At 69.8% G+C, this 23,799-nt stretch carries 22 protein-coding genes; 12 read left to right on the top strand and 10 right to left on the bottom strand.

The features are described 5' to 3' along the window. Nucleotides 1-107: 107 nt before the first annotated feature. From KV557_RS00955 to KV557_RS00965, 3 genes are all read left to right on the top strand, one after another. Nucleotides 108-404, top strand: a complete 297-nt coding sequence (locus tag KV557_RS00955) for a hypothetical protein (protein ID WP_218197606.1) — start codon at nt 108-110, stop codon at nt 402-404. A gap of 134 nt (nt 405-538) precedes the next feature. After that, the gene (locus KV557_RS00960) at nt 539-1,531 is read left to right on the top strand and encodes a tetratricopeptide repeat protein (RefSeq protein ID WP_308129705.1); all 993 of its coding nucleotides are present in this window, start codon (nt 539-541) and stop codon (nt 1,529-1,531) included. 137 nt (nt 1,532-1,668) lie between these two features. Then, nucleotides 1,669-2,274 (top strand): 2'-5' RNA ligase family protein, encoded by a 606-nt coding sequence (locus tag KV557_RS00965; protein WP_218197608.1) that lies wholly within the window; start codon nt 1,669-1,671, stop codon nt 2,272-2,274. Nucleotides 2,275-2,330: 56 nt separating this feature from the next. Here KV557_RS00965 and KV557_RS00970 read toward each other — a convergent pair whose 3' ends face one another. After that, nucleotides 2,331-2,471 (bottom strand): hypothetical protein, encoded by a 141-nt coding sequence (locus tag KV557_RS00970; protein WP_218197609.1) that lies wholly within the window; start codon nt 2,469-2,471, stop codon nt 2,331-2,333. 40 nt (nt 2,472-2,511) lie between these two features. Next, nucleotides 2,512-3,015, bottom strand: a complete 504-nt coding sequence (locus tag KV557_RS00975) for an NUDIX domain-containing protein (protein WP_218197610.1) — start codon at nt 3,013-3,015, stop codon at nt 2,512-2,514. Between the two features lie 215 nt (nt 3,016-3,230). On the opposite strand from KV557_RS00975, the gene KV557_RS00980 reads away from it, so the two are divergent. From KV557_RS00980 to KV557_RS00995, 4 genes are all read left to right on the top strand, one after another. After that, on the top strand, nt 3,231-4,049 hold the full coding sequence (locus tag KV557_RS00980) for a hypothetical protein (RefSeq protein WP_218197611.1): 819 nt from the start codon (nt 3,231-3,233) through the stop codon (nt 4,047-4,049). A gap of 86 nt (nt 4,050-4,135) precedes the next feature. Next, a complete protein-coding gene (locus KV557_RS00985) occupies nt 4,136-6,853 on the top strand; it encodes a hypothetical protein (protein ID WP_218197612.1) in 2,718 nt (905 codons plus the stop codon). Between the two features lie 118 nt (nt 6,854-6,971). After that, nucleotides 6,972-7,844, top strand: coding sequence for a hypothetical protein (locus KV557_RS00990; RefSeq protein WP_218197613.1), 873 nt, complete (start codon nt 6,972-6,974; stop codon nt 7,842-7,844). Nucleotides 7,845-8,000: 156 nt separating this feature from the next. Then, on the top strand, nt 8,001-9,311 hold the full coding sequence (locus KV557_RS00995; RefSeq protein ID WP_218197614.1) for a UDP-glucose dehydrogenase family protein: 1,311 nt from the start codon (nt 8,001-8,003) through the stop codon (nt 9,309-9,311). A 207-nt stretch (nt 9,312-9,518) separates the two neighbouring features. Here the strand turns inward: KV557_RS00995 and KV557_RS01000 are convergent, their stop codons facing one another. From KV557_RS01000 to KV557_RS01010, 3 genes are all read right to left on the bottom strand, one after another. Next, on the bottom strand, nt 9,519-11,030 hold the full coding sequence (locus KV557_RS01000) for a glycosyltransferase (protein WP_218197615.1): 1,512 nt from the start codon (nt 11,028-11,030) through the stop codon (nt 9,519-9,521). Nucleotides 11,031-11,061: 31 nt separating this feature from the next. Continuing rightward, nucleotides 11,062-12,492: a Gfo/Idh/MocA family oxidoreductase gene (locus KV557_RS01005; protein ID WP_218197616.1), complete on the bottom strand. Its 1,431-nt coding sequence runs from the start codon at nt 12,490-12,492 to the stop codon at nt 11,062-11,064. A gap of 73 nt (nt 12,493-12,565) precedes the next feature. Continuing rightward, nucleotides 12,566-13,987 (bottom strand): putative PEP-binding protein, encoded by a 1,422-nt coding sequence (locus KV557_RS01010; protein WP_218197617.1) that lies wholly within the window; start codon nt 13,985-13,987, stop codon nt 12,566-12,568. 324 nt (nt 13,988-14,311) lie between these two features. Here KV557_RS01010 and KV557_RS01015 point away from each other — a divergent pair, with 324 nt between their 5' ends. Next, nucleotides 14,312-15,682 (top strand): transcriptional regulator, encoded by a 1,371-nt coding sequence (locus KV557_RS01015; RefSeq protein ID WP_308129706.1) that lies wholly within the window; start codon nt 14,312-14,314, stop codon nt 15,680-15,682. A gap of 197 nt (nt 15,683-15,879) precedes the next feature. On the opposite strand, the gene KV557_RS01020 is transcribed toward KV557_RS01015, so the two are convergent. Continuing rightward, complete coding sequence (locus tag KV557_RS01020; RefSeq protein ID WP_218197618.1) at nt 15,880-16,653, bottom strand: TauD/TfdA family dioxygenase; 774 nt, start codon at nt 16,651-16,653, stop codon at nt 15,880-15,882. Between the two features lie 391 nt (nt 16,654-17,044). On the opposite strand from KV557_RS01020, the gene KV557_RS01025 reads away from it, so the two are divergent. Then, complete coding sequence (locus tag KV557_RS01025) at nt 17,045-17,824, top strand: phytanoyl-CoA dioxygenase family protein (protein ID WP_218197619.1); 780 nt, start codon at nt 17,045-17,047, stop codon at nt 17,822-17,824. Here KV557_RS01025 and KV557_RS01030 read toward each other — a convergent pair. The 3 genes from KV557_RS01030 to KV557_RS01040 all read right to left on the bottom strand — a co-directional run bounded on the left by KV557_RS01030 (nt 17,805) and on the right by KV557_RS01040 (nt 19,851). After that, nucleotides 17,805-18,605, bottom strand: a complete 801-nt coding sequence (locus KV557_RS01030; RefSeq protein WP_308129707.1) for a class I SAM-dependent methyltransferase — start codon at nt 18,603-18,605, stop codon at nt 17,805-17,807. The two genes, KV557_RS01025 and KV557_RS01030, sit on opposite strands and share 20 nt — an antisense overlap. Before the next feature lie 92 nt (nt 18,606-18,697). Further along, complete coding sequence (locus tag KV557_RS01035) at nt 18,698-19,576, bottom strand: hypothetical protein (protein ID WP_218197620.1); 879 nt, start codon at nt 19,574-19,576, stop codon at nt 18,698-18,700. A 113-nt stretch (nt 19,577-19,689) separates the two neighbouring features. Then, complete coding sequence (locus KV557_RS01040) at nt 19,690-19,851, bottom strand: hypothetical protein (protein ID WP_256176758.1); 162 nt, start codon at nt 19,849-19,851, stop codon at nt 19,690-19,692. A 172-nt stretch (nt 19,852-20,023) separates the two neighbouring features. Between KV557_RS01040 and KV557_RS01045 the strand changes: the two genes are divergently transcribed. The 3 genes from KV557_RS01045 to KV557_RS01055 all read left to right on the top strand — a co-directional run bounded on the left by KV557_RS01045 (nt 20,024) and on the right by KV557_RS01055 (nt 22,362). Then, nucleotides 20,024-20,674 (top strand): helix-turn-helix domain-containing protein, encoded by a 651-nt coding sequence (locus tag KV557_RS01045; RefSeq protein ID WP_218197622.1) that lies wholly within the window; start codon nt 20,024-20,026, stop codon nt 20,672-20,674. Nucleotides 20,675-20,839: 165 nt separating this feature from the next. Beyond that, nucleotides 20,840-21,118, top strand: a complete 279-nt coding sequence (locus tag KV557_RS44770; RefSeq protein WP_218197623.1) for a helix-turn-helix domain-containing protein — start codon at nt 20,840-20,842, stop codon at nt 21,116-21,118. Next, complete coding sequence (locus KV557_RS01055) at nt 21,118-22,362, top strand: site-specific integrase (RefSeq protein ID WP_218197624.1); 1,245 nt, start codon at nt 21,118-21,120, stop codon at nt 22,360-22,362. The genes KV557_RS44770 and KV557_RS01055 overlap by 1 nt, the downstream gene beginning before the upstream one ends. A gap of 115 nt (nt 22,363-22,477) precedes the next feature. On the opposite strand, the gene KV557_RS01060 is transcribed toward KV557_RS01055, so the two are convergent. Beyond that, nucleotides 22,478-23,644 (bottom strand): hypothetical protein, encoded by a 1,167-nt coding sequence (locus KV557_RS01060; RefSeq protein WP_218197625.1) that lies wholly within the window; start codon nt 23,642-23,644, stop codon nt 22,478-22,480. Between the last annotated feature and the right edge of the window lie 155 nt (nt 23,645-23,799).

The raw sequence follows: 23,799 nt of genomic DNA on the forward strand, positions 1-23,799 counted from the left end.
CGCCGAGGAAGACCTCCACATGACCATCCAGAAGATCAACCCGCAGGCCGGCAACGGCTCGCCCGTCGACAGCGAGACGCTCAAGGCCGCCGCGGTCGCGGTCCAGCGTGAACTGGACGCTCTGGAACCGTTCACTCGACGAGGACCAGCGGTGGGCCGACGCCCGGCGGCTGCTGACCGACGACGCCCTGCCCGTTGCCGACCGCATCGCCGGCCTCCTGATCCTCCTGTACGTGCAGAAGATCACGACCATCGTCCAGCTGACCACCGACCACGTCACCCTGGAACCCGACCGTGTCCTGCTGAGCCTGGGCAGCCGCCCGATCACGCTACCCGCCCCGCTGGACGCCCTTCTCGGTGGGAACTCGGTGGACGTGTCCCGACGTACTGGTTGCCGTACCTGATCGAGGTCTTGGAGCTGCGGCTACCAGATCCGGGTGATGCTTCGCCAACCGCGCCTGAAGATCCGGTGTCGGGCGATACCGTGGATTCCGTCATCGAGCTGAGCCGGAGGGACGTGGTGGATCGCCGGAGATTCGTGGCCGCCTCCAGCGCGTACGCGCTCGCGGCCCTGGGGCTGCCCGATCCGGAGAGCCTTCTCCGCCGTGTCCGCCTGAAATCCGGAGGGAAGGTCCAGGTCGGCCAGGGCGAAGTCGCGGCCGTCCGCCAGATGACCAAGTCCCTCGGCGACGCCGCGGCCGAACTCGGCGGCGGACACGCCCGCCACCTCGCCGTCCGCTACCTCCACGAGGACGTCTCCAAGTGGCTGGACGGCACCTGGACCGAGGCCATCGGCCGCGAGCTGTTCGCCGCCACCGCCCAACTCGTCCACCTGGCCGGCTGGATGGCCCAGGACGAGGGCAACCAAGACGCCGCCCAGCAGTACTACGCGCACTCCTTCCGACTGGCCTCCGAGGCTGGCGACGCCGAACTCGCCGCAACAGCCCTGCGCGGACTTGCCGTCCAGGCCATCGACCTCGGCTTCCGCGCGACCGCCGTCCGGATAGCCGAAGACTGCGTCAACCAGTCCAAGAACCTGGACGACCCCCGCGCGGTCGCCTACTACCAGGCCACCCTGGCCAACGCCGCTGCCCTGGACGGCGACCGGCCCACCGCCACCCGCTCCCTCGCCACCTCGCAGACCTCCATCGAACGCGCCACCGACGCCCCCAGCGGCTCCTGGGCCTCGCACTACAGCATCGGCCGCTGGGCCCACGAAGCCGGCATGATCCTGGCCCAGCTCGGCGATTACGCGAGCGCCCAGGACCACCTCCACCACGCGCTGGACATCCACGGACTCGACCGCCGACGCACCCGCGCCATCGTCCTCGCCGACCTCGGCACCGTCCGGCTCCGCCAGGACGACGTGGACGGCGCCCTCGCCTCCTGGAACGACTTCCTCGACTGCGCGGACGGCATCCGCTCCATCAAGGTCCAGGACGCCGTCCACGACATGCGAGCCCGCCTCTACCGGCTGCGAGACGTACCCGGAGTCGAAGAACTGGACGAACGAGCAGCAGCCCTCGAATAGGGAACACGCGACCGGCCTCAGCTGGTGCAGACCCGGCGGGGCGGGGTCCGGAGGAGCCTCTGCGTATGCCGTGAGGCGCCGACTGGCCGCAACATTTCGAACTTCGCTTCTCGGAACACGACTTGAGGAGACAGGCGTTGGAGAACTTCTTCGTCCCCGGCAAGATCTGGAAGGACGGCGGCCCGTTCCCGCACGTCCTCGTACTGCTCAGCGAGTATGAGGAGTTCCGCGAGTACGCTCGCGCCCACGCCGAGCTGCTCTCTCAGTACAGTGAGCAGATCGGCGTGATCCCCGAGGAGTGGCTGCACTCCACCGTCCAGGGCATCCACCACGCGCTCGATGCCGAGCAGCTGGCTCAGCTCCGCGGAACCCTCCGCGACGAGCTCGCCGGCATACAACCGTTCCGGGTCCAGCTCGGACCGGTGTGGCCCGGCATCACCGCGGTGACGGTCGCGGTCTACCCCGAGGACGGGATGGCCGCGCTCAACGACCGGGCCCGGACCGCGGCCGAGAAGGTGCCGGGCATCTCGCTGCGGGAGAAGGAGGCCAGATTCTGGGCTCACGCATCCTTGGCCTATGCCCGTTCCGACTTCTCCGGCCGGGACCTGAACCGGGCACTTCGGGCGCTGCGGCCCCCGCGCGTGGACATCACGATCGACCGCGTGCACTTCGTCAACCAGTACCAGCACCCCGACCTGGGCTACTACACCTGGGACGTCGTCGAAGAGCTTCGACTCGGCTAAGCGTTCGAGGCGTCCGTCGTCCGGGAGCCGGCACGGATGGCGGCCCGGGCGGCGTGCTAGGAGAGCCGCATCGCTCGGGTGCGGAGCCAGGCGGGGTCGGCCGCGATGTTGGCCTGCGGAAGGGCTCGCATCACCAGGTCGGCGCCGAGCGGGTCGAGTGCGGCTATGGACGAGTCGAGGTCGCGGGTGAGCGTCACGGGTTCTCCCAGCGGCCCGGGGCGAGTTGCCTCGGGCAGGTCAGTCGGCGGGCTGGTCGTCGCGGTAGGACCACACGCGGCCGGCGGCGGAGCCGTCGAGGTAGTCCAGCAGGGGTTCGATCTCGGGGCGGGAGGCGGTGGAGGAGGCCAGGACCTTCCTGGCTTCGTCCAGGGGCAGCAGGACGGCGCCGGTGACCTTGCCGTCCGGGTCGTGGACGGCAATCTCCCCGTCCCAGTCGGTGCAGTCGAAGGTGAGGACCACCGTGGAGGGGTAGCGGGTGGTCGTGGTGTTGACGAGGTAGGCCAGCGCGCCGACCGCCGCCAGGCGCAGGCCGGTCTCTTCGAGGACCTCGCGGATGAGGGCCTCGCCGAGGAGTTCGCCACGTTCGACCCCGCCGCCGGGGATGGACCACATCTCCTGACCGTCGCGCTGTTCCTGCACGAGGACGATCTGGTCGCCGCGTCGCAGCAGGGCTGCGACGACCTGGACGCCGGGACCGGCGACCGGTGTGCGGGCCGGGGTGGTGGGTTCGGTTGCGGTCATTGCTCACTCCAGTTCGTCGCGCAGGGCAGCTTGGCATCCGGGGATCTGGGCGGGATCGCGGCCGTGCCAGTACAGGAAGTACGAGAGGTGGATGACCAGGCGGTGGAAGGCGAGGCGCTGCTCGAACCTCCGATTCGCCGTCAGCTACCCTCGCGCCACGGCGGACAGCCCCGAAACATGGTGGCCTTATCCGATCGAGCCTAAGGTAGGACGGCGTGACCTGGAATTTCACCACGAGCCACATCGGCCACGACGGGGCCGGCAACCTGACGTTGGAGATCTGCCATCACCGCGCCGACTACGGCAACCGGTTCGGCGGGGTGTTCTGGCTCGGCACCCCGCCGCTGTCGGACGGGACGCCCGAGCTGGACGTGTGCTGCCCGCTGTGCATGGCGGACCGCGGCCTGACCGTCTCCGGAGTCTGGGGCGGCCCTGCCCAGCTGACCTGCGTGTGCGGACACTCCTGGACACCCCGGCTACCCGGCCTATCCCCCGAGGACGTGCTGCGGAAGCTCGTGCGCCTGGCCCGCACCTCCAGTCCCGGTCCCGGTATGCCGTTGTGGCGGATGCGGGCCGACCACGACGCCGAGCCGCCCACGCCGCTCCAGGAGGCCGTCCGCCCGCACATCGTCGACGCCTCCCGCGCCCTCAACCGGTTGGAGTGGCAGTTCAGCGACCGCGAGTGCTCCGTGGCTTCCGACCTGCTGACGGGAGCCGGCTGCCGCGTGTACTGGAGCCCGGAGGCTCTGGCGGCCCTGGCGAAGCAGAAGCGGACCGACGAGGACCAACTCACCTGGGTTCATGAAAACCTCCAGGCGCTGGAGGATCACGGCAGGACGACCCGCGGCCGTCTCGGGCAGTTCCTGTCGGACTGCGCCGCAGCGCTGCGGCCAGCCGCCCTTCTGACCGTGGACGACCTGGAGCCCTGCGCGACACTGTCCGGTATGCCGCCCGTGCTGGAGGACGCCTGCGGGGCGCTCGGCAGCGTCCACGTCGTACTGACCGCGGGCGCCACCGGCGACGTCGAATACTGACGCCGACAACATGACCTACCGCAACCGCCCCGGGTCGCATGAGGTGTTCGGTCTGCCCCGGGTGACCCAGAGCCTAGGATCGGCGTATGGTCAGCGACAGCGCGCGGCGGTGGGACGATGCCCGGGCCACGGCCCGCGAGTTCAGGCGGTTTGATCACAGCGTCCGAGACGTCCTCGCCCTGATCTACTACCTGATCATGGCTCAGGACGACTGCAACGCGGACCAAGTCCCGCTCCGGTCCGTGCGCTACCGCCTGGCCAATCCGCAGCTCCTGCATCAAGAGCTGTGCGACCTGCTGCCCGGCCCGGCACGCGAGGAGGACTGGGTCAGGCCAATCGAGAAGGGCATGGCCGACCTGACACAGGCACGGCTGGCCGAACACGGCCAGGACTACGGCCCGTTCACCGGCCCGCCACCCGTGGAAGGGGCAATCTGGAGGCTCTGGCACGCGCTGAACGCCCAGCACGGCATGCCGCTGGAGGACACCCTGCCGTCCGACATGATCACCGACGCCGCGTACGGCCGGTACCAGTCAAGCGGGATGACCGTCTTCGAGTACGCGGTACGCGAGCTGACCACACACGTTGACCGGCTTCTCCTGCCGGCCAGTGGAGCGTTGAGCCTGCGGGCTCACGTCAAGGTCACTGGCGGCGTCCACGCCGGACGGACTGGCCGCCTCCGTGCAGTCGTGTGGGGCACCGACGACGGGCAGCGCATCTGCACCGACGCCCCCGAGGTCTTCCGGGTCGCCTTCGACGATGGCCACGAGAGTGCCGACATCGCCCCCGGCGACCTTGAGAGGCTGCCCGAGTGGGACCGCCGGTTCGTCGTCGTCCACGCGGGCGAGCCGCTGCCCACCGAGTGGGCAGCCTCGGTGCTGCTGGCCACTGCCGGCCCGTCGCCGGACTGGCACGACGCCGTGGAGCGCCTCCGGCAGTGGCGAGGCGACGGACGGATGGTCGTCCTCCTGTCCCAGCCGCGCAACGGCCAGGCGCCGAACCCCATGGAACAGCAGTGGGTCGAGGAAGCCGCCGCCTGGGCCGACGAGATCATCGCCCTCGCACCCAACGACCATTCCTCCCCGCCTCGGCTCACGCTCGGCCAGCCGGCCGACGCCCTCCACCACGCTGCGCGCCTGACCCTCGTCGCCGTGCCCGGGCACGCCCCAGCCCCCGAAGGCGCGCCCTCCTGGGCCGGAACCCACCGCGTCGCCGTCGCGCCCACGATCGCCGAGGCGGTCGAGGCCGCACTGAGCCGGATCGGCCGAGGACACCAACGGACCGGCGGCAATCGGCAGGTGCCGCTGCTCGTCGCCCGCTCTACTGCGTTCGGCGGCTGGTACGAGGAACAGCTGACGGCCCGCACGGTGCTTGAGGAGGCCCGGGTGGAGTGGGTCTGCCGTAAGGAGGATGCCGGTGAGCCGATCTCCTGGTGGATTCTGCGCGCCCACCTCCGGCACCGGGACGGGTCTCGCAGCGAGGAGACCGTGCTCGCGCACCCGGGCCTGCTGAGCGTGGTCGTCTACCACCCGCGGGAGCCGTGGACGGACACCGAGGTCGTCCTCCTCCCCAGTCCCGCCGCCGCACGGGGGAACACGCGCGAGTTTCTGCGCCTTCCCACCGTCATCAACAACGTGCGCGCCGGCGGCGGCAACACCGACCGCGCCTGGTCGCTCCTTGTGGAAGGGCTAAACCTGTTCCTCGACTCCGATCGCCTGCGCGGGAGCGCTTTTCGCAACGACAGCCAGCTCACCTCGGCCCGCCGCAGTGTCGTCCGGGTGACGTTGACCGACCGGGAGTTCGACGATCTCCAGGACCGACTGGAGCTGGGCCCGGCCGGCGGGCCGGAGGTGTACCGGTTGGCGGACCTCATGGCGAACCCGGTCTGTGACTGGGCCACCCTGGGCGCCATCACCACCGCCGTGCAGCCCAACCCGCCGCCCGCGTCCCTTGACCCGTGGGCCGCACGTCAGAGGGTGCTGCAGTGGCGCGAGGCCGCTCGCCGGGCCGCTACCCTCGCCGCCCCCCACCAGGAGGGGCCGGACGATGCTGAGGCCGCTCGCCGGGCCGCTACCCTCGCCGCCCCCCACCAGGAGGGGCCGGACGATGCTGCGGACACTGCCAGCGTCCGGGACGTCATCGCCATGATCCTCTATGCCCTCCACCTGCGCGAACGACAGCCAGTTGATGATGTGTCGTGGTGGACCGTGCTGTTCCACCTCCAGGACGACCAGCACGTCATCGACCTCGTGGAGCAAACGCTCCAGGACAGAGGCCACGACGTGATCCCACGGCTCAGCTTCAGGTCACCCGACCAGAGGAAAGCCGACCCCATCGCCCGGCGGTGGGAACGGCTGAACCGCACACGGAACACCAGGCACCCGCAGGACCCGCTCGCAGCCGGACCACACGACGGCCCCGATCACAGGCCCGATTCCCGGCCCGACATACAGGGCAGCCGCGGCGGCCGACCCAACACGATCATCAGGGCATGCGTTCCTCGTGCCGTCGCCGCCGTCCACACCGTCCTGGAGGGCGGTTTCACCGAACAGCAGCGCATCCGCGTCACGGCCGGCCCGTACAAGGGCCACGTCGGCTTCGTCCTGCGCCCCGCCTGGAGGCTGGACGACGAGACTTGGCAGATCGAGGTGCCCCCCACCACATACATCGTCGACCTCGACGGTCTCGACGCCGCCGTGGAGATCGACTCAGGCCAGCTCACCGGCCACACGGACGGGCACAGTCGGCCCGGCTCCCCACCTGCCACCCCGAACGACCAGGCTGGCGACCAGACGGAGCGATAGGGTCAGCTTCGGCGTTGGCCCCAACGTGGCCCGCCGGACGCCGCTCTCCGGAGTCGCCGGCTCCCATGAGCTCGGCCGGACATCACGGCGCCGCCGAAGGGTACGGGAGGGAAACTCGGTGAACGATCTGATGAATCAGCTGCCCCGTCCGCTGGTTGAGCGGATGGGCCGGATGAGCGGCATGGCGCTGCGCGGCATCATCGCGCTGGTCGACGAGGAGCCGGACACGTTCGCCGCCCTGGTGGACCGGATCGGCACCTGGGACGACGATCCGGGACGCACGCCGTACCCGTCGCCCCGCTACAAGTTCGCGGTCACCGAGGCCCTGCGCGTCGTCAACAACGGCTTCACGGCTATCGAACAGCACGGCCCCCTCCTCAACGAGGCAGTGGCGGAAGGCGCTCGGCCCCTGATCGAGTCGTTCGCGCCTGCCCAGTTCCGCGACGCCGCCCTGCAGAAGCTCGCGACCTTCCCTCCCGGCACGGAGCCGATGGACCTCTCCGGCGGAGAGGAAGTCGGCCCCGTGGACTACGTCATCGCTGCGGCAGCGGCGGCGTGGATCGCTCGCGGCGCGGGCGGGCGCGTGGCGATGCTGCAGAACCTGCGGCTGGCCCTGTTGAAGGAGGTACGCCGCGCGGAGAGCGTGGCCACCGGTGCGCCGGAGCGCGAACAGGTCAACGACGTCAGCGACGCTGACGCGCTCGCTCTGCTCGCCGACCTGTATGACGAGGGCTACGTCCGGCTGATCCCTGGCCCCCGTGACCGGGGCCCCTGGGAGTGGGACATGCTGGCCATCCTCAAGGCGCACCTGCTGGAGACCCCCGCCGACGCCACCACCCCCGAACAGGCCCACGCGCTCAAGGTCAAGCTCGTGACCATCCTGCAGGCTGCCGAGGCCACGCTCAAGAAGCCGACGACGCCCTCGGTGCGTCCGGTCGGCAAGCGGGTCCAGCCCAAGCGCCAGCCCAAGCGCCAGCGGAAGGGCAAGTAGGCGGCGGCTCCGGGTTGGCCGGATGCCGGCGGCAGGGCCTCCGCCCGACGTGGCGGGTGGCCAGCTCGTCATTCCACGGACGCAGCCTGCGGCATGCTCTAGGGTCAGATGCGGCTACAGGCAGGGCGCTTCGAGGCCGGAAAGGTGAACGAACCGATGCTGGGACAACGTCGAATCGCGGTTTTCGGTGCGGGCTACATCGGCCTCGTGACGGGCGCCTGCTTCGCGAAACTGGGGCATGACGTCGTCGTTCGCGACATCCAGAAGGAGCGCGTCGAGCTCCTCCAGAGCGGCGGGGTTCCTATCCATGAGGACGGGCTGGCGTCGCTGATCGCGGAGAACGCCAGCCGCCTGACGTTCACCTTGGACGCGGAAGAGGCCGTTCGCGACGCCGACGTCGTGTATGTGTGCGTGGACACCCCGTCGACGCCCTCCGGGGATGCCGACCTGTCCAGGATCTGGCAGGTGATCGAGACCCTGCGGGATGCTCGTCATCTGGCAGCGGTGGTGGTCAAGAGCACGGTGCCCGTGGGCACCGGCGCCAGGGTCAGGGCCGCGATGGACCGCGCCGGTCTCCAGCATGTGGGGTACGCGTCGAACCCGGAGTTCACCGCCGAGGGCCACGCCGTACGGGACTTCATGCACCCTGACCGGGTGGTGATCGGCGCCGACGATCCCGAGACGGCCAAGCTGGTCGCCCAGCTGCACGAAGGCGTGGACGGCCCGATCACCGAGATGGACGTCCGCTCGGCGGAGATGGTGAAGCTGGCCGCCAACGCGCTGCTGGCCACGAAGATCAGCTTCACCAACGAGATCGCGACCATCTGCGAGGCCACCGGCGCCGACGTCGAACACGTGGTCCGCGCGGTCGGGCTCGACCACCGGCTCGGGCCGCACTTCATGCGGCCCGGCGTCGGATGGGGCGGCTCCTGCTTCCCCAAGGACTCCCGAGCGCTGCGGGCCCTCGCCGGCAACGCCGGCTACTCCTTCCAGCTGCTCACCTCCGTCATCGAGGTGAACGACCTGCAGCCACGCCGCGCGATCCAGCGGCTGAAGGACGAGCTGGGCGGCGCCTTCCATAACCGGACCGTCGCCCTACTCGGCGTCGCCTTCAAGCCCGGAACGGACGACGTCCGTGAGGCCCCAAGCACGATCATCGCCTCCCGGCTCCTCTCCGAGGGCGCGACGGTCCGCTGCTGGGATCCGCTGGTCCGCCAGCTCGACTCCGCGCCCTGGCCGTCAACCACACGCTGTGCCACCCCGCTGGAAGCGATGACCGGCGCCGACGCGGCGATCATCGTGACGGAATGGCCAGAGCTCCAGGACGTCGCCTGGGACCAGGCCGCGGCGCTCATGGCGCGTCCCCTGGTCTTCGACGGACGCAACCTCCTCGACCCGCAGCGAATGGCCTCACTCGGCCTCACCTACATGAGTGTGGGCCGTACGACCGTCCGCGGCTCGGCCTGATCCGAAATGCGATGGCCGGGACAGCGAATGTCGCTGCCCCGGCCATCGCGTTCGCCCCGCGTAGGGGCTGCCAGGCGGTCGTCCTCCTCGTCGAACGGAACGGTGGAGCTGGCCGAGCAGCCATCCCAGTCACATACGCTCTTGCGCAGAACCTCCGGCCGGTCGATCCGGTCCGCCGTACCCAGTCGGCCATGAGGTTGGTGGTCGCTATGCGCGGACGCTCGCCAGCACCCTGTCGTACATGTGGGCGTACCGGTCGGTGATGGTCCGCCAGCTGTAGTGCCGGACGACGAAGTCACGGGCGTGACGTCCGCGCCGTTCGATCTCCCCGGGACGGGTGAGAGCGTCCAGCAGGGTGGCGTGCAGGTCCTCGGCATCGCCCGGGACGGTGAGCCACCCGGTAGGCCGGGGCCCGTCCGGCCGGATAGTGGCGAGCGGGCCGCCGCTGGCGGTCGCGACGACCGGAGTGGCTGAGGCCATCGCCTCCAGGCAGACCAGCCCGAACGGCTCGCCCACGGAGGGCGTCACGAACAGGTCGCTGGCGTTGAGGCCGTCGATCAGGTCACCGTGCGGTCGCCATCCCGCGAAGTACACGTCGTTGCCGATGCCCAGACGGTCGGCCAGAGTGTGCGGGTGCTCGCCTTCCCACTCGCCCGGGAAACCGCCCAGCACCAGAAGGGCCGGGCGCACCGGCGCGCTCTCCCCGAGGGAGGCGAAGACGTGGAGTAGCAGGTCCAGGCGCTTGAAGCCCAGGAAACGGCCCATCCACAGCAGCAGGGGACGCCGGTTGCCGGCATCATCGCGCAGCATGCGGTCCACATCGGAGTTGGTATAGGCGATCGTGCCGGGACTGCAGCCGGGCAGCCAGCCCTGCGGGTCCTCGACCAGCCAGCGGTGCAGGAGGCTGCGCTTGCCGGTGTCGTCGAGGGCGAGGCAGGGCCGGAACAGGTTGACGTCGACCCCGTTCGGGATGACCTCGAGCCGGCCTTCGGGGATGTGGAGCAGCTCGTGAGCGAGGGCGCGGTCCTGCTCCGAGACGGTGACGATGTGCTCGCTGCTCTGCGCGTATTCCCGCAGGGTCTGGATCCAGAACTCGGCATGGGCCCAGCTGCGCCAGCGCTCGTCCCGGGGGCTCTCGGTGCTGTCGCCGGCCATCTCTTCGCGCTGGGCGAGTTCGGCGACGGTCAGGCCGGTGTCGGTGGCCCGGCGGACACGATCCAGCGCGCCCTGGAGGAACTTCAGGTCGGTGCCATGGAGGGTCGTCACGACGGTGCGTTCGAGGCGGCGGGCAGCGGTGTGTTGCGGGGTGAGGTGATGCAGGTGGAGCAGACCGCCCTCACCGGCGCCGTGGTCGGCGAACTGGCGGGTCCAGTAGTCCTCGAGATGCGCGTTGGTGCGAGGGGAGACTGCGGCGAAGACCCGGTCCGGCACGCCGGGGCGGTCCTCGTAAGAGGGGTGCAGGGGAACCGGCATCTCCAGGGGGTCCAGCCCGGTGCCGTAGGTGGTCGCGGCGAGGTTGTAGTCGGAGGCGAGCAGGTGGGCCGGGTCGTAGAAGGTGGGCGCGTGGGAGTAGTCGCCGGGCTCGCCGAGGGATCCGGCAAAGACCCGGGCGGGGCGGCCTTGGGCGCGCAGGTGTTCCGTGAGGCTCTTCGCGACGAGGGCGGATCCGCCGCGGGGGTAGAAGATGAGGCCGTGATCGGCAGGGACGAGGCGGTTCATGTGCGGCTCCTTGTCTGTGGTGCGCCGTGGGTCAGGGCAGGTCGACGAGGACCGACGGGCAGGGAATCGCGTCGTGGTGGCTAGTCGCGATCAACCGGTACATGGCGGCAAAGACCCGGTGGGTGAGGGCCTGGCCGTCGAGGAAGGCGATCTTGTCGGTGACGTCCGTGCTGGCGGTTCCGCCGGCGGCCATGGCGAGGAAAGCGGCGGTGATGTCGCGGGGGGTGACGGCGCTGCTGGTGTGGGCGTTCTCGTAGACGGTCTCCAGCCGGCCGCTGCCGCCGATGAGCGGATTGCGCCGGTGCTCGACGCGGATGGTGTACGTCTCGCCGACCGCGTCGTTCTTGGTCAGCCGCACGTGCTGGAGGCTGCCCTGATGCAGGTCGATGACGTACTGCGACATGCGGCCCTTCTCGCGGAACGCGACGTCGTCCTGGACGTCATGGGCCAGCGTGCCGACCGTGCGGTTGGAGAGGGAGTTGGAGGTGAAGGTGTAGGTGAGGACGCCGTGGGACCGCTGCTGGGAGTCGAGGAGGTCCACGGTGAAGCCGAAGTCCATCTCGGCCAGGAGGACTCGCTCGGCGAGGTCCGCGGCGGGCAAACCGGCCTCGGAGCGGGGGCGCAGGAGAGTGGCGAGGGCATCGTTTTGCCCAGTCGCCAGGTGGTCGCCGACACGGCGGACGTACTGCAGGGTCAGGCGCAGTGCGCTGATCTGGCCGGGGGCGAGCAGGAGGTAGCGGGTCAGCTCGTCGAGGTAGTGGTAGCTGCTGAAGCTGAGCGCCCCGACGCCGTGGGTGTAGCCGTGGGCGTTGCCGAGCGCGTACTCCTCGGGGAGGCGGAAGTGGCCGCCGGCGACGTCGATGCGGCCCATGGTCAGGGACTGCTTGTGGTCGTCGTGGATCTCGCGGATCAGCTCGCCGACGTGCAGGAAGGCGTCGTTGGCGCGTCGCCGCAGGGGTACCGCGAACAGGTGGCCGGGCCGGGCTCGGTGGGCGCGGAGCAGCGTGTCGAAGCGGTTGTGGATCTCGGCGGCGCGGTCGGGGTTCCAGGCGGCGTCCTCGACGCAGACGATCGGCTTGTCGCACAGGACGTGGATGCCCTGGTCGGTGGCCCACTTGAGGTAGGGGTAGTGGGCGACGGGGTCGCAGGCGACGATGACCGCGTCGAATCGGTGTTCGTGGTGGGCCTGCTGCAGTTGTTGCTCGAGTCGGTCGGGTGTCTCGCCCGGGTGGGGCTTGATCCACGCGGGCTTGTCGCGCTGAACGAGGGTGTCGAGGTCGGGCATGAGGGCCAGGAGCGCCGGGTTGTAGGGGTCGCGGGGGTCGCAGATGGCGGCCACGCGAACGGGAGCGGCCTTCTTCTGGAGGTTGAGGATGGCCGGGATGTGGTTCTCGGTCGCGGCCCAGTGGCCGCAGCCGCCGACCAGGAGCACGTTGATCGGTCGTGGTGCTGGTGAGGGCATGGTGGTGCCTTCCCGGGCCGCCACGGGTGTGGCTGCCCATCAGGAGTGGGCTGGGCTGGCGGTGGTGGTGCGCTCAGAGGCCGAGCAGTTCGGTGGCCAGGGCCCGCAGGTGCCGGCTGCCACCGGTGCTGAGGGCGTGGTCGCGGATCGTCGCCAGGGCGGCGGCGTCTGTGCGGCCGAGGGCGTCGTGGACGTCGGGCAGGTACGGCAGGGCGACGGTGAGAGCGGTGACGCCCAAAGCCGCCAGGACGACGGCGCCCACCGGGTCGCCCGCCAGGCCTCCGCACGCGGACACGGGGATGCCGTGGTCGGCGCCCGTCTCGGCCACCGCCCGCACGGTGCGGGTGACGGCGACGTGCAGCGGGTCAATGTCGCGGGCGAGGTCCGCGCTGGTCCTCGACATGGCCGTCAGGTACTGGGCGAGGTCGTTCGTACCGATGCTCAGGAAGTCGACGTGCCCGGCGAACTGGTCGACAGCCAGGGCGCACGCCGGGACCTCGACCATCACACCCAGGGGCAGAACGGGGGCGTCCAGCTCGGCCTGCACCTCGCGGGCCGTCTCGGCGGCCTGGAGGAACTCCTCGACGCGGGTGACCATCGGGAACATCAGGCGCAGCTGGGCGCCGTCGTCGCGGGCGACCCGGTAGGCGGCCCGCAACTGTGGCAGGAACAGGTCCGGTCGACGCAGGCTCAGGCGCAGGCCGCGCACTCCGAGGAACGGGTTGTCCTCGCTGGGCAGACCGAGGGCCGGCATGTCCTTGTCGCCGCCGATGTCCAGCGTCCGCAGGGTCACGGGAGCGCCGCCGACGGCGCGGGCGATCTCACGATAGGCGGCGTAGTGCTGTTCCTCGTCGGTGAGGTCCTGTTCACGGCCGAGGAACAGCAGCTCGGTGGCGAGCAGACCCAGGCCGTCGGCGCCGGCCGCGCGGACTTCGGCCGCCTGCGGCGGGCGCGTGATCGTCCCGGTGAGAGTGACCGGTGTGCTTCCGCCGCTCATCTGTGCCCGCGGGCGGGTGGTACGCCGGTCGCGGTGGGCCATCGCGGCGGCCAGGTCGCTCTCCATGAGCTCGCTGTAGAGCGTGCCGGTGTCGCCGTCGAGGGCGCACATCATTCCGTCCGGGATGGTCAGGATCCGGTCGCCGGCTGCGACGATCGTCGGGATGCCGAGGCTGTAGGCGACCTGTACGGCGTGGGAGGTGGGGCCTCCGACGGCCGTGCAGAACGCGGAGACCTGGGTGAGGTCCAGGGCGGAGGTGTCTGCGGGCGTCAGGTCGTGGGCGATCAGGATGTGGGGCCCGTCGTCCGAAGGTTGGTGACTGTGCAGTTGGCGCGCCGGGGCTACCGCGAAGCCGCGGGTGCCGGCGGCGCCGGCGTGCCGGACGACGGATCCGGAGAACACCAGAGGGTTGTCCGTGGCGCCGTCCTCGCCCAGGTTCCCGGTGTTGCCGCCCTCGATGGCCTGGGTCGGGTCCTTGCTGCGGGCCGTGGAGTTCATGTCGGTGCCTCCGTTGTCGGGAACCGGGATCGTCCGAATTGCGCCGGGTGCGACCGGCCGGGTTGGGCAAGATCGCTGCTGCGGCGAGTTGTTGTGGCCGCAAACTGGCGCGGGCCGCCGGCCGCGCGAGTTCCGTGCGCGGCTCACCAGGGCCGGCAGGCCGGCGGGATCGCTACTGTCCGCCCGCACCACGTGGTGACGGAAGGCGCTGCGCGTTGCCTCGTGCTGCTTCGTGTTGCTCCGTGTTGCCTTCGGGCACACGGGGCTTGATCGGTGGTGACGCATCGTCAAAGCTGGGCTGACATCACTGCAGGGGAGGGCATCGTGGCCAAGGCGGTCGAGGCCGGGCAGACCGTCCACCCGCTCACCGCGCTGCTGGTCCGCGACGGGCTCAGTGCCACGCGCTACCTCACGCGGATCGACCAGGCGCACCGGGAACTGGGCTTCGGAGCGATGGCCGTCCGCAGGGAGAAGCTCACGCGGTGGACACGAAAGGGCGTGACCCCCGAACGGCCGGCGCTGCTGGCCATGGCCCGCTACCACGGCATCGACCTCGCGGACGTCGACCGGTGCGGCTGGCCGGACTTCCTGTACCTGGCGCTTCACGACGATGGCATCGTTCTGGAGTCGCCCTGGACGGCAGCGGGTACGGTCCTCTCACTGACTGACCTAGGAGGTCACGTGGACCGGCGCGCCTTCCTCATCACGTCCACCGGCGCGCTCGGGGCGATCCTCGCCCAGTGGGCCACCGCCGACGTCTCGCTCGCCCTCCCCACCACGGGCCGCCGGCTCGGCACGAGCGACGCCCGGCTCTTCGAGCTTCGCCTGGACGCGCTTCGGCATCTCGACGACACCGTGGGATCCGAACAGGTCTACCAGGGAGCCGTCTTCGAACTGCAGATGATTCGCGACCGGATCATCAACGCCACCTACACCGAGGAGACTGGCCGCCGGCTGTTCGCCGCCGCGGCCGAGGCGTCCCGACTGGCCGGATGGTGCGCCTACGACGAGGGCCGGCACGCCGCCGCCGAGCGGCACTTCGTCACCGCCCTGCGCGCCGCCGCCACCGCCCAGGACCCGACTCTGGGCGCCCTCGTGCTCGGGTTCTGGGCCAACCTCCGCTACAACGCCGGCAAGAGCGATCCCCGGGGCGCGCTCCACCTGATCGACGCGGCGATGTCCGACCGGAAGAAGATCTCCTCACCCCGCGTACGGGCCATGCTCCACGCCCGCGCCGCCCGCGCCCACTCCAAGGCCGGCGAGAACACCGCCGCCTACGCCCGCATCGACGCCGCGCTCGCCGCATACGAAAGCGCCGAGGCGATCGAGGCCGACCTGCCTGCCCTGTACTGGCTGTCACGGGGCGAGATCCACCAAGTCGCCGCGAGCTCGGCGCTCAGCCTGGGCGAGCCCCGCAAAGCCCTGGAGCACTTCACCGCCGCCATCGCCCAGGAAGACCCGTACGACACCGAACGCGAGATCCGCGGCACCGTCATCTACGAGGCCCGACGCGCCGAGGCCCATCTGGCGCTTGGTGAAGTCGATGCCGCCGTCGCCATCGGACACCAGGTCATCGACACGATGGGCGGCGTCGACTCAGCCCGCTCCACCAGCACACTCGCCGACCTTCGCACACAGCTGCGGCGACACCGGCACGTCCCGACCGTCGCCGAATTCCTCAGCATCTCGGCCTGACCTCAAGCCGTCGGTCCCTTCGGGCTGACGGCGCCGACCGTCCAGAAAGCTCACCGTCCTCTGATCGGCCGCATCGCGAGCCAGGCCGATCGGTCGATGGATGTGCGTCTGGATGGTCGGCGGCGCGACTCCGGTTGAACGCCTGCTTTCGGAATCGCGCCGTCCGTCCGAAACCCGTGTTGGGTGCCGGGCTGGCTCTACCGGTCCAGCGTCCGATGGTCCGGCGCACCGCTGTACATGGAACGGGTGAGCCGGCGCGGCCGAACGCCGTTCTGGTAGGCGCAGCCACGGTGCGAGACCCGGTCGTTCCGGAAGATCAGCATCTCGCCCGGTGCGAGACGGACGCGAGCGGAATACGCCTCGCGTGCCGGACCGCGCAGGTAGTCCAGCGCCCGTTGCAGGGCGGGGTTCCCCGAGGTGTTCCACAGCTCGGTCGTCCCGTCCGAGAAGCGGGTGACCAGCTCCCCGTCGACCCGACCGAAGGCCGGCCCAGTGGCACGAAGACGCGTGGGGTCCGCCACGGCGATGGTCGCGAACCGCGTCAACGCCTCGGGGTGCAGCAGGCTCATCGCCGCGTCCTCGTCCGCCGCCGACAGCTTCAGTAACGCCTCGCAGGAGAAGAACAGCTCCGTCTCGCCACCGGAGTGCGCCTGCTCCAGGCAGTGCAGAACGGTCGTCTTGATCCCACCGAGCGGCTCCAGCAGGCCGTCCACATGGAACTGCTGTCCCGGCATCTCGGACCACGGCAGCACCGCGGAAGTGTCCCGGGGAATCTCGTTGTACGGCCCCACCTGGCCAACCACGTCACAGACCTCCGGATCCCTGTAGAGAACCGGCGTGTAGGCGTCGGATAGGCCCAGCGATCGGGCGACGTCCCTGTGCGCGTCGAACGGGTCGCCCTCCGTCACGGGCACCGAGATGACGGCGTACCCGCGGTCATTCACTTCGGAGATCAGTTCAAGATCCGTCACGTGCGAGCCTCCTCCTTGCATGTGCTGCGGGATTCCTGTGGCGGTCTCGGGCCAGACACATCGCGTGCTCTTAGCCGATCCATCCAGGGGTCGAACCCCTCCGCGGGTGCCCGGCGTGGTGAGGGAACGGCCTTGCTGGTCGGCCTGGCCACCACGTGGTCGGTGCCGAAACCGTCGTCCACCCCAGCCTTGGCGTTAGCGCACCGTTGGGGCAACGGCCGCGGCGTAGGAGGCAACACGAGACGACATGCGGGATCCGTCAAGAGCCGACTGCGTGTCAACTGGCGGCAGCGGCGGGCCTGGTACTGCTGGGGCGGGGCCCGCGCCGGTCTGACCACCGGGCCTGGAAATCCTGTTGCCCACCCCTGCCTGCTGCCGCTTCCATTGCCGGATGGAGACGACAACTCGCTCTCTCATCACGGTATTTCACCGGGACGGCTACTGCGTCGTGCCCGACGTCATCAACTCCGAGCAGGTGGACCGCTGGCGGTCGGCGCTCGCGCGGCACCTTGCGGCCCAGCCGCCCGAGCCCGGCCGCACCGGCCCCTACTTCCTGTGGCCGGCCCTCACCGACCACACCGACCTGCGCGCCCTCTACGAGGAGTGCGGCATCGGCGATGCCGTCCGCCCGTTCCTGCGGCCCGACCTCGCCCTGCCGGACCCGGAGGTCGCGCAGCTGGCGCTCACCCTGCCGCCGCACCCGCGCCACCCTGGTGCCCCTCACATCGACGGCCTCACCCCCACTGAGGACGACGGCCGTCCCGGCACCTTCACCCTCCTGGCCGGCCTCATGCTCACCGACCAGCGCCAGCAGGACCGCGGCAACCTGTGGGTGTGGCCGGGAACTCACCTGAGCACGGCAGCGTTGCTGCGCCACCACGGCGCGGACGCGCTGCGCGACGCCGCTCCCTACCCGCCCGTGGACCTGCCCACCCCGCTCCAGGTGACCGGCGCGGCCGGAAGCCTGGTTCTCGTCCACTACCTGCTCGCCCACAACATCGGCGGCCACTTCGGCACTGCCGACGACGAGCGCCGCGAGACCGTGTACTTCCGGCTGCGCGCCGACGGCCACCGCGAACGCTGGCGCCAGGCGGTCACCGACCCGCTGCTCGAGTTCGCCACACCGGCCCCAGAACCCGGCCCCGGCCTCATCACGGGCGACGGGCGATGATCGCCTCCGTGCGGACTCGCTCCTCGAACACGCCCGACGGCTCGAAGGACAGCAGGGCCTCGCGCACGTCGCTCAGGAACGCCTGCGTGTCCGGGCCGAGTTGGCGCGGGCTGCTGTAGCTGTAGGAGAGCTGCAGGCCAGCCATCTCGTCCACGGTTCGAGTGATGGTGCGGTCCCAGTGCGCGGTCTCGATCCGAGAGAACGGGGAGCTGGCCAACACGTCCTGATGCCGCTCGGCCGGATGCGTGTAGGTGCCGCGCCCGGCCCGGCGTTCCGGGCCGAGGTACCGGATCCGGACCTCCCTGATTGTGTCCGACCAGGGCGCCGGGGCGATGTCGCCTCGAGCGCCACCGGAGGCCAGCACGATCGCGCCTCCGTCGTCGATGAGGGCGTCCAGATCCTGGGCGACGGCGGCACGGTCCATCCAGTGGAAGGCGGCTCCGATGGTCACCAGCCGTAGCGGCGGCAGGTCCATGCTGGCCAGCTGTGCCGCCTCACCGAGGCGCCACTCGATGTTGGTCACACCACTGGCGAGGGCGCGGGCCTCGGCGAGCATGCCCGGCTGCGGATCGACGGCGATCACCGAGCTCACCATGCGGGCCAGGGGCAGGGCCAGCGCTCCCGTGCCGGTGCCGAGGTCCAGTGCCCACCCGGTTCCGTCGAGTCCGATGCGCTCGGCAACATAGGTGAACATCCGCTCGTCGTAGCCCGGCCGGTAGGCCGCGTAGTACGGCGCGGTGCCGTCGAACAGCTCGGCCGACTCATTACTCGTATCCGCCACGCAGCCATCCTGCCACCGCCGCCCGGGCCGCTTCGGCCGGGCTCCGGCTCCCCGGGAACGGACCGGCGATCGGAGCGTCCTCGTCTCGACAGCTACGCCTTCCGGCCGCGGGCACGCTTCGGCGCGGGTACTTCCCTCCCGCTCCAGGCCGCCTGCAAGGCGGGCAGCAGATCGGCTCGTGTCAGTCCGAAGTCCCGGAAGCCGGTGCCAAACCCTGAATGCGGGAGGCCGAGAGCCGGCGACGGCTCGTCGCGGTCCTCCAGCTCCGAACCGACAGTACTGAGATCGGCCTCCACGTACGAGGCGAGCTCCGGTCGGCCCAGGAGGGTGACCGCGTTGCGCAGAAACAGGGCGCACGTCTCGGCGTCGAACTTGTGGGTGTGCTCCCGCTCCAGAACCAATCCGATCAGACCGCTCTCGCGCTCGCTGAGGAACAGGCCGAGCACGGCCGGAACGCGCCCCACGAGCCAGGAGACCTCGCGCGTACGCAGTCGCGCACATGGCAGCACAGTGCGGAAGAGGTCGTGCAGGTCCCAGCCGAGCTGCAGCTGGTCCTCGTGGAAGATCGCGACGATGTCGCCGGCATTGGCCAGTACGATCCCCTGGAGCATGTGCGACCATGCGCGGCAAGCCTGTTCGAGTGCGCTCTTGATCCTTCGCGCCAGGTCGGGCACGCGGTTGCCGACGCGCTCCACTTCCCGGCGGAGCAGGCGCTCGGTCGCTGCCGGGGGTTCGCGGCCGGTGGCAACGTCCTCCAGCCACACGGGCAGCAGTTCCTTGTTGGCGTAGGTGCGACTGTCGAAGCCGACTGTGATCTCGGCGGCCGTGAACTCGTCGTCAATCACGTCGAGGAACGCTTCGTACCGTTCCTGGTGCTGGCGCGGCGTCCTGCCGCCGAGCACCCATCTGGCCGCCAGCATCACCGGCAGGCGTTCCTCCGACGTCGCGATGGGCTGTTCAAGATCCGACATGCAGCTCCTCTCGTCACCTCGCCCACGCGAGATCTGTGGGCGCGGGGGCGGACGGCATCGCCTACCGGAGGGATCGTCCCACGCCAAAGGCGGCATGCCCGGCAGTGCGGCCTCTACGCCGCGTTCCGCGAGGTACGCGGGCGCAGGAAGTGAAGGAGGTCTGCGGTGATCACGCGGTAGCTGCCGCCGACCTCTACGACGGTGACCGGGTACCGACCCTCACGGACCATGCGGTACCCGACCGTCCTGCCGAGCGAGAGCAACTCGTTGGCCACCGACAGCGGAATCGCCGGCGGGAGGGCAGCGAGAGCTTCCGGCGAGTACTTTCCCGACCGGGCAGTCCGGACTGCATTCACGGCAACTTCCCTCCCAAGCGATGTTCTCTGTGCGGGAAATATCTATCATATCTGCCCTGGACGAAGAAGACGCCTCATGTATTCTTCTCTCGTGACAGAATCGACAGAGCAGTGGCCGGCCGCGCTCACGGCGCGGATCGCTCAAACAGTCAAGACGCACCGAGCCCAGCGTGGCATGACGACCAGCGACCTCTCGGCAGCATGCGCGGCACGAGGCGTACCGATCGCCGCGAACACCATCACCAAGATCGAGAAGGGTCAGCGGGACTCGCTCAAGGTGGAGGAAGCCCTTGTTCTCGCCCACGCCCTCGATCTGCCGCTCGTAGCACTGCTCATCCCGCTGGAGGGCCAGGCCGATGTCGACCTCCTGCCCGAGGTGACCCTGTCCGTCTGGGAGGCAGCCGCATGGGTCACCGGCGAGGACCACTTCGGCGAAGCACCACCGCCAGGGACGGCCCGAGCCGTACTCGCGGTCTTCCGCGAACATGACGTCGATGTTCGCACCGCGCTGATCTCCACCCGCGAAGCCCACAGCCGTCGCCTCCAGGCACGCCAGGCCCTCGGGTCGGCTCGCTACGAGCAGTTGGCCCGGCAGGCGGACGAACTCGACCGCATGGCCCACGAGGACTGCACACGGCTCAAGGCCGTCCGAGAGCAGATGCGAGCCGACGGGCTCCAGCCGCCACCGCTGCCGGCCGCTCTGGAGTTCGTCGACGCCCCCAGCAATCCGGCGCTGGACTGAATCCACTGTCCGTTCGAGACGCGATGCTGATCGCCACCGCGCCCCTGGACCCCCCGCTCTCCGTCACACCTGACGGTCTCCGAGACGGCTTTCGCCTGCCAGCTTCCGCCCGTCCCGGAGACCCAGCCACCCCTTGGCCATCGACCAGAGAGGGCTTGCCCCATCATGCCGTATGCCCGGACACGGGCCGCACGCAGTGCGCTTCCCCCTTCCCTCCCGCCCGCCCAAGGCTGCGTTTGCTCGGCCTCGGACACTCCCGCGCTCCTGCACACCGCCGACGAAGCCGCCGCGATACTCAAGGTCAGCCCCGGAACTCTGCGTCGCTGGCGACGCGAGGGCACGGGGCCGACCTACGTCAGGGTCGGAGGCCGGATCGGCTACCGGCACCAGGACCTCGCCGACTACCTGGCCAGCTGCCTCGTGGTTCCGAAGGTGGCGGCCTGATGACGGCGCCCGAGCGTATCGACGCCCCGGTCGGCGTCAAGCTCCGCACCGACATCGAGTACCGGGCCGGCAACCCCAACCCCTACCGTGCCAGGGTTCGCTGGACCGACCCGACCGACAGTCGCAAGCGCCTTTCGCGCTCCACCATGTTCCCGACCGAGGACGCCGCGCAGGACTGGCTGGACCGCATCATGAAGGCGGCCGGCCGAGGCGTCAGCGTCGATCTCGCCACCGCCTCGCTCGGGGAGTACGGCGACTCTGTAATGGACCTGGCCATGCGCGGTCTCGAACTCAAGACCCACGCCCCTTACATGGCAGGCTGGCGCCTTCGCGTCAAACCCACCGTTGGCCATCTTGAGGTCGTCGGCATCACTGCCGGCATCGCCGACCGCGCCCTCAACTCCTGGATCGCCGACGGCGCGGGCGTCTCGACCCTCAAGAACACCATCGCGGTGTGGGTCAGGGTCATGGAGCAGGCCATCCGCGACGGCATCATCGAGATCAACCCCGCCCGCCTGAACGGCTGGCAGAAGCTGATCAAGACCGCCGAAGACGAGGAACACGACCCCCGAGGTCTCGCGCTGCGCGACTGGGACACCCTCGACCGCCTCGCCGACGCCTTGGTGGCCGCTTCGTACAACCAGTACGACGGCTGGGGCGACGTCGTACGCTTCGCCGGCGGCACCGGCGCCCGCATCGGCGAGGTCTCCGGCGTTCGCGCGGGCGACATCGACACCGACAAGTGGATTTGGCGGGTCTGCCGACAGACCACCACCGCCCCCGGCGGGCTGATCGACAAGGGCACCAAGGGCAAGCGTTCCCGCCTCGTCCCGATCATCCCAGAGCTGCGGCCCAACATCGCTTGGCGGATCTCCCGGGTGGGCAAACGCTCCGACGCCAGGCTGTTCACCGGCCCTCTCGGCGGCCGGATCACCACCGCGGTGTTGCGCGACGCCACCCATTGGGATGACGTCGTCGTCCGGCTTGGCTACGAGTACCTGCGCCGCCACGACCTCCGCCACACCGCCCTCACCTGGTTCGCCGACGCCGGCGTCCCGCCCCATGTCCTCATGCGAATCGCCGGACACGGCCAACTGACCACGACCCAGCGGTATCTCCACCCCGACCTGCGCTCCATCGAACGTGCCGGCGCCCAGCTCACCGCCTATATCAACGCCTCACGCGGCCTGCCTGGCCCCAAGGTCGAGGTCGAGCAGATCCGGGAACTCGCTCTGACCTCCTGACCGTCCAGGCTCACGCGCCTGGACGTTGCCACCAACCATGAATGCCACGGTGTGGTGCCGTCGACCTGGTCGACGGCACCACACCGTCCAGGTGTCCGCGAGCTCCCGCCGGAGGCTACGGCGCTTCCAACAGGCCCTCGGTGATCTGTTCCCAGCTCGGACGGCCCTCGTCGATACGGCGAACCACGGTGAGCAGTCTGCCGTCCAAGTAGGCGTCCAGATTCTGTTCTGCCCGCTCGTCGCGACCTCGACGGGTCATGTGCTCGGGCAGGCGGCTGGCCAGGACGCCGAGCAGGACCTCATGGGTTGCCGGGCCCAGCCCGTCTGCTGGCACCCACCGCCCGCGCACCGCGACGTCTGAAATGCTGCCCTCGACGTCGGAACTTGTCTCGAAGCGACGGGATAGCGCGGCGTCCAGGTGTTCCTCCGCGCTCTGAACCCTCTCGTTCAGTGGTGGGTCGTCGTAGCCTATGGTCAGGCTATTCAAGGGCGGCTCGCTGTCGTCGGCGATGAGTGGACCCGCTGGTGCTTCCCGCCTGACGTCTCTGCGGCGTTCCGCGCGGATCTCCCAAACCGCATGGCCCGGTTCCTCGATCCATCCGAGCATGAGATCGCTCTCTACTTGGTCGTTCCCGGCGGGCAGGAAGATGTCCACGCTCACGCCGTTCGGGCCGATCCACACCCAGCTCATGAAGTAGGCGTGGTCGGTGTGCTTGGCCGACCAGTCGGCGAGCTGGAGCAATCTGCGTCGCTGCTGGGGCGTTTCCTTCGCCGGGAAGAGCGCCTTGGTTCTGACACGACGGCCCCGGGCCTCACCCGCGAGCGGCCCGCAGCACATCTGGAACAGCAAGTCCGGACGGACGCCTCCACCGCCGTAGCGCTTGACCAGATGACCGGGCAGCACGTCGAAGCTGTGCAGGCCATCGCCCGACTTCCACATGAACAGGGCCTCGCTGGCTGCGGTCATCACTCCCAGTCCCGCGCACTCGGCGACAAACCGGCCTATATGGCCCGAACTGGCCAGCAGCGCGGGGAAGTCGACTGTCAGTGGCCCTCCGGGCGTGGATCCGGCGAGATAGCTCGTGAGGAGCGCGACCTCCTGATCACGCACGCGCGGGTCGATGACTTTCCGTACATCGCAGGCGAGGGCGTTGATGTGCACCAGCCGTGAGAGTGCCACAGGCAATGGGCCCTGGCCGACTTCGGTGGCCACGATGTCCGAAGTGCCATCGGGGTTCGTTTGGACGATGAACCGCCAGAGACGGGCGCGTACGGAGTTCATGTCCGGAGCGTACGTTGCACCGCCGACACCTCACACTGTCCTGGCCTCGATCGCTGCAGCAGTTCTTGGGGTGGCACCAAGCACTGGCACTGCACGTGATCGAGATCGAGCTGCTTGGCGGCGTGCAGCGGAACGGGAACAGGCTCGGCTGCTCC

It is taken from the genome of Kitasatospora aureofaciens, assembly GCF_019192735.1.
Lineage (GTDB): Bacteria > Actinomycetota > Actinomycetes > Streptomycetales > Streptomycetaceae > Kitasatospora > Kitasatospora aureofaciens_A.